Source organism: Streptomyces sp. NPDC056948 (assembly GCF_042674225.1).
Taxonomy (GTDB): Bacteria; Actinomycetota; Actinomycetes; order Streptomycetales; family Streptomycetaceae; genus Streptomyces; species Streptomyces purpurascens.
The window spans coordinates 1-4421 of the sequence record NZ_JBHUQX010000591.1 but is presented as its reverse complement, the minus strand read 5'-3'; the positions used below and the strand labels follow the sequence as shown (position 1 = coordinate 4421).

Genomic DNA, 4421 nt, shown 5'->3' with positions numbered 1-4421 from the left:
GGGTTGATCCCGGGGCCTCGCCCTTTGCCATGCCTGTTCGTGGGTACGCAATCGCGTTCGTGCGACGCAACGCCGAAGGCCCGGTCCCACCAAGATCTTTGGCGGGGCCGGGCCTTCGGTCTGAGCGTTACGCCTTGCGCAGGCGGAACGTCAGGGACAGACCCTCGTCGCTGAAGGGCTCGCCGTAGGCGTCGTCCGCCTCGCCCTGCTCGAAGTCCGTCGCCAGGACCTCGTCGGAGATCAGGCCGGCATGGCCGGTCAGGGCCGCGACCGTCGCCGCGTCCGTGGCGGTCCAGCGCAGCGCGATGCGGTCGGCCACGTCGAGGCCGCTGTTCTTGCGGGCCTCCTGGATCAGCCGGATCGCGTCACGGGCCAGGCCCGCCCGCCGGAGTTCCTCCGTGATCTCCAGGTCGAGGGCGACCGTGGCACCCGAGTCCGACGCCACCGACCAGCCCTCACGCGGCGTCTCCGTGATGATCACCTCGTCGGGAGCCAGCGTGATGGTCTCGCCGTCGACCTCCACCGACGCCGTGCCCTCGCGCAGGGCCAGGGACAGGGCGGCCGCGTCCGCGTTCGCGACGGCCTTGGCCACGTCCTGGACGCGCTTGCCGAACCGCTTGCCCAGCGCGCGGAAGTTGGCCTTGGCCGTGGTGTCGACCAGACTGCCGCCGACATCGCTCAGGGTCGCGAGCGACTCGACGTTCAGCTCCTCCGTGATCTGTGTGCGCAGTCCGGAGTCCAGCGCGTCGAAGCCCGACGCGGCGATCAGGGCGCGGGACAGTGGCTGACGGGTCTTGACGCCCGACTCCGCGCGCGTGGCACGGCCCAGCTCCACGAGCCGGCGCACCAGCACCATCTGCTTCGACAGCTCCGGGTCGATGGCCGTGAGGTCCGCCTGCGGCCAGGAGGACAGGTGGACCGACTCCGGGGCGCCCGGGGTGACCGGAACGATCAGGTCCTGCCAGACCCGCTCGGTGATGAACGGGGTCAGCGGGGCCATCAGCTGCGTGACCGTCTCGACGACCTCGTGCAGCGTGCGCAGTGCCGCCTTGTCGCCCTGCCAGAAGCGGCGACGGGAGCGGCGCACGTACCAGTTCGACAGGTCGTCGACGAACGCGGACAGCAGCTTGCCGGCGCGCTGGGTGTCGTAGGCGTCGAGCGCCTGGGTGACCTGGTCGGTGAGCGCGTGCAGTTCGGACAGCAGCCAGCGGTCCAGGACCGGGCGGTCGGCCGGGGCCGGGTCGGCCTCGGACGGGGCCCAGCCCGACGTACGGGCGTACAGGGCCTGGAAGGCGACCGTGTTCCAGTAGGTGAGGAGCGTCTTGCGGACGACCTCCTGGATGGTGCCGTGGCCGACGCGGCGGGCCGCCCAGGGGGAGCCGCCGGCCGCCATGAACCAGCGGACCGCGTCGGCGCCGTGCCGGTCCATGAGCGGGATGGGCTCCAGGGTGTTGCCCAGGTGCTTGGACATCTTGCGGCCGTCCTCGGCGAGGATGTGGCCGAGGCAGACCACGTTCTCGTAGGACGACTTGTCGAAGACCAGGGTGCCGACCGCCATCAGCGTGTAGAACCAGCCGCGGGTCTGGTCGATGGCCTCGCAGATGAACTGCGCCGGGTAGCGGGCCTCGAAGGTCTCCTTGTTCTTGTACGGGTAGCCCCACTGCGCGAACGGCATCGAACCCGAGTCGTACCAGGCGTCGATGACCTCGGGCACGCGCGTGGCCGTCCGGCCGCACCCGTCCTGCGGGCAGGCGAAGGTGACCGCGTCGATGTAGGGGCGGTGCGGGTCCAGGCCCGACTGGTCGGTGCCGGTCAGCTCGGTCAGCTCGGTGAGGGAGCCGACGCAGGTGAGGTGGTCGTCCTCGCAGCGCCAGATGGGCAGCGGCGTGCCCCAGTAGCGGTTGCGGGACAGCGCCCAGTCGATGTTGTTGTCCAGCCAGTCGCCGTACCGGCCGTGCTTGACCGTGTCCGGGAACCAGTTGGTGTTCTCGTTCTCCGTGAGGAGACGGTCCTTGATCTCCGTGGTGCGGATGTACCAGGAGGGCTGGGCGTAGTAGAGAAGCGCGGTGTGGCAGCGCCAGCAGTGCGGGTAGCTGTGCTCGTACGGGGTGTGCCGGAAGAGCAGGCCGCGGCTGTCGAGGTCCTCGGTGAGCTTCTCGTCGGCCTTCTTGAAGAAGACGCCGCCGACGAGCGGGACGTCCTCCTCGAAGGTGCCGTCCGGGCGGACCGGGTTCACGACCGGCAGGCCGTAGGAGCGGCAGACCTTGAGGTCGTCCTCACCGAAGGCGGGGGACTGGTGGACGAGGCCCGTGCCGTCCTCGGTCGTGACGTAGTCGGCGTTGACCACGTAGTGGGCAGGCTCGGGGCTGTGCCCATTGGTTCCCTCGCTGACGCTCGGGAACTCGACCAGCTCGAACGGGCGCTGGTACGTCCAGCGCTCCATCTCGGCGCCCGTGAAGGTCTGGCCGGTGGTCTCCCAGCCCTCGCCGAGGGCCTTGGCGACGAGCGGCTCGGCGACGACCAGCTTCTCCTCGCCGTTCGTCGCGACGACGTAGGTGACCTCGGGGTGCGCGGCGACGGCCGTGTTGGAGACCAGGGTCCAGGGCGTGGTCGTCCACACCAGGAGCGCGGCCTCGCCGGCCAGCGGGCCGGAGGTGAGCGGGAAGCGGACGAACACGGACGGGTCGACGACCGTCTCGTAGCCCTGCGCCAGCTCGTGGTCGGACAGGCCCGTGCCGCAGCGGGGGCACCAGGGGGCGACGCGGTGGTCCTGGACCAGCAGGCCCTTGTTGTAGATCTCCTTGAGCGACCACCAGACCGACTCGATGTACGCGGGGTCCATGGTGCGGTAGGGGTCGTTGAGGTCGGTCCAGAACCCCATGCGGGTCGTGAGCTCTTCGAACGCGTTGGTGTGCCGGGTCACCGACTCGCGGCACTTCGCGTTGAACTCGGCGATGCCGTACGCCTCGATGTCCTGCTTGCCGGAGAAGCCGAGCTCCTTCTCCACCGCGAGCTCCACCGGGAGGCCGTGGCAGTCCCAGCCGGCCTTGCGGGCCACGTGGTAGCCGCGCATGGTGCGGAAGCGGGGGAAGACGTCCTTGAAGACGCGGGCCTCGATGTGGTGGGCGCCGGGCATGCCGTTGGCCGTGGGCGGGCCCTCGTAGTAGACCCACTCCGGGCGGCCCTCGGACTGCTCCAGGCTCTTGGTGAAGATCTTCTGCTCGTCCCAGAAGGTGAGCACCGTGTGCTCTAGGGCGGGCAGGTCGACCTGGGCGGGTACCTGGCGGTACGTCGGCGATGTCATCAGCGGGCTTCCTCCGGCGGACTTGCTGCCTTCCGTCCGGAGGGACGAGAGCTACGTCATTGCCTGCGCCGCCTTCGGCGCGCTCCCGCGGTACCACCCTCCTTGGCCCTCCGGTGCGGGGTGTGCGCCGGTGAGCCCCCTCATTGGGGTCGCGAAGCCGGTTCTACTGGCCGCTGCTGTTCGGCTACGGCTTTCCTCCGGCGGCTCCGGGGTGATCTTCACGTCGCGCTGGCCCCCGGGCTTCCACCGTCCCCGGGTCGCTCTGGGCTGCGTACGCCGCTACTCGTCCCCATCCACGCTTTTCGCTCCGCCCAGTGTACGGCGCCGGGCGGACAGCGGCCGACCGCTTTTCGGGGGCCGCTGGGGACGGGGTGGCGCAAGAGGTGATGTTTGGGTTTGATGACCCGAATGGAGTGGTATGGGTGTTCGGATCCTGGGACGTCCGGCTCGGCGGATTACCGGGCGGGGAGCTGGGCACAACGGATGCAGGTTCGCCGCGCGGCATGCGCGAGGCGGGCGAATCGGGCGGTGTGCCCCGTTGCCGCGGGACTCAAGTCGATTTATCGTCCCAGCACGATTCGCGAGCAAGATCACAATATGTGAAGGGGCCGCGGCCATGGTGGCGAAGAAGACCGCCGTACAGCAGCCGGCGTCCGGCAGGTCCGCGGAGGCCTCCGGCGGTGCGCCCAAGGACCCGGGCGGGAAGAAGACCGCCCGGGGAGGCTCGGCGGGGCGGGCGGCCAAGGAGGCGGCCGACAAGGCGACCGAGGGGACGAAGGCGGCTGTCACCAGGACCAAGGCGGCGGTCAGGAAGGTGACGGCCAAGAAGACCGCGGCGGGAAAGGCCGTGGCCAAGAAGGTCGTGGCCAAGACGGCCGGAACCAAGGGGCCGAGCGAAAAAGCTGAGGCCGACCAGGCTGCGGTCGAGAAGACTGAAGTCGAGAAGGCCGCGGTCGAGAAGACTGAAGTCGAGAAGGCCGCGGTCGAGAAGGCTGAGACCGGGAAGGCCGCGGACGAGAAGACGGACGCCGAGAGGACTGCGGCCAAGAAGGCGGCGACCAAAAAGACGGCGGTCAGAAAAGCGACGGCCAAGAAGGCCGCGGCGGGGAAGACCGCG

The 4421-nt window shown here is 69.8% G+C and carries 1 protein-coding gene and 1 pseudogene; one reads left to right on the top strand and one right to left on the bottom strand.

Features of this window, described 5'->3' with window-relative positions:
* Positions 1-127: 127 nt before the first annotated feature.
* Positions 128-3304: an isoleucine--tRNA ligase gene (gene ileS, locus ACFTZL_RS41700; protein ID WP_382594862.1), complete on the bottom strand. Its 3177-nt coding sequence runs from the start codon at positions 3302-3304 to the stop codon at positions 128-130.
* A 616-nt stretch (positions 3305-3920) separates the two neighbouring features.
* Here ileS and ACFTZL_RS41695 point away from each other — a divergent pair.
* Positions 3921-4421, top strand: a pseudogene (locus ACFTZL_RS41695) (TraR/DksA family transcriptional regulator); the annotation flags it as partial.